The sequence below is a fragment of the Alteromonas halophila genome (assembly GCF_014651815.1).
Classification (GTDB): domain Bacteria; phylum Pseudomonadota; class Gammaproteobacteria; order Enterobacterales; family Alteromonadaceae; genus Alteromonas; species Alteromonas halophila.
Genome location: NZ_BMXP01000032.1, coordinates 1 through 989 on the forward strand (window position 1 = coordinate 1; position 989 = coordinate 989).

The 989-nt window shown below is 45.3% G+C and carries 2 rRNA genes; both read left to right on the top strand.

The window, feature by feature from the left end:
• Positions 1–106 (top strand): 16S ribosomal RNA (locus tag IE054_RS17760); the annotation flags it as partial.
• 479 nt (positions 107–585) lie between these two features.
• Positions 586–989 (top strand): 23S ribosomal RNA (locus tag IE054_RS17765); the annotation flags it as partial.

Here is a 989-nt window from a genome sequence, read left to right on the forward strand (position 1 = left end):
GGTTAGTTTAACCTTCGGGAGAACGATCACCACTTTGTGTTTCATGACTGGGGTGAAGTCGTAACAAGGTAACCGTAGGGGAACCTGCGGTTGGATCACCTCCTTACCAAAAGAATCGACTTTGATGCTGTTAATGCAGTGCCTACACAGATTGTCTTGTTTGACACAATGATCATTGATCATCGTGTTGAATGAGCTGCGCTATCGTTTTATCGATAATGCAAATGTTCTTTAACAATTTGGAAAGCTGATATTAGTAATCAATCAAAATTGAGTAACTGAGAATATCGAAAGATGTTCTCTCAAAGCTACTCTACTTGACTTGAATTGCTTGTTATCAACATTGATTGATAGCAAGGCAATTCCACGATTAGCTTGTCATGCATACAACATTACTCAGGCCCGAAGTCAAAAGGCGGGCAGCATAGGTTATTACTTTGATAAGAGGTAATAGCCGATGATTTGAGTTCTAGGCAAGCGGACAGACGAGCGAACGAAGGAGCATACGTAAAAGTATGTGACTGAGTAAGCGAGGAAAGGCCGCGCCGCATAGGGCTCAAAGCAGAAGGCTATTTGGGGTTGTATGGTTAAGTGACAAAGCGTATACGGTGGATGCCTTGGCAGTTAGAGGCGATGAAGGACGTGTAAGTCTGCGAAAAGCTGTGGTGAGCTGACAAAACGCATTTGAGCCACAGATGTCCGAATGGGGAAACCCACCTGTTTACAGGTATCGCTACATGAATACATAGTGTAGCGAGGCGAACGAGGGGAACTGAAACATCTAAGTACCCTTAGGAAAAGAAATCAACCGAGATTCCCCTAGTAGCGGCGAGCGAACGGGGAGCAGCCCTTAAGCTGTTTAAAATTTAGTGGAAGCCTCTGGGAAGTGGCGCGATACAGGGTGACAGCCCCGTACACGACGGATTTTTTACAGTGAAAACGAGTAGGTCGGGACACGTGTTATCTTGACTGAATATGGGGGGACCATC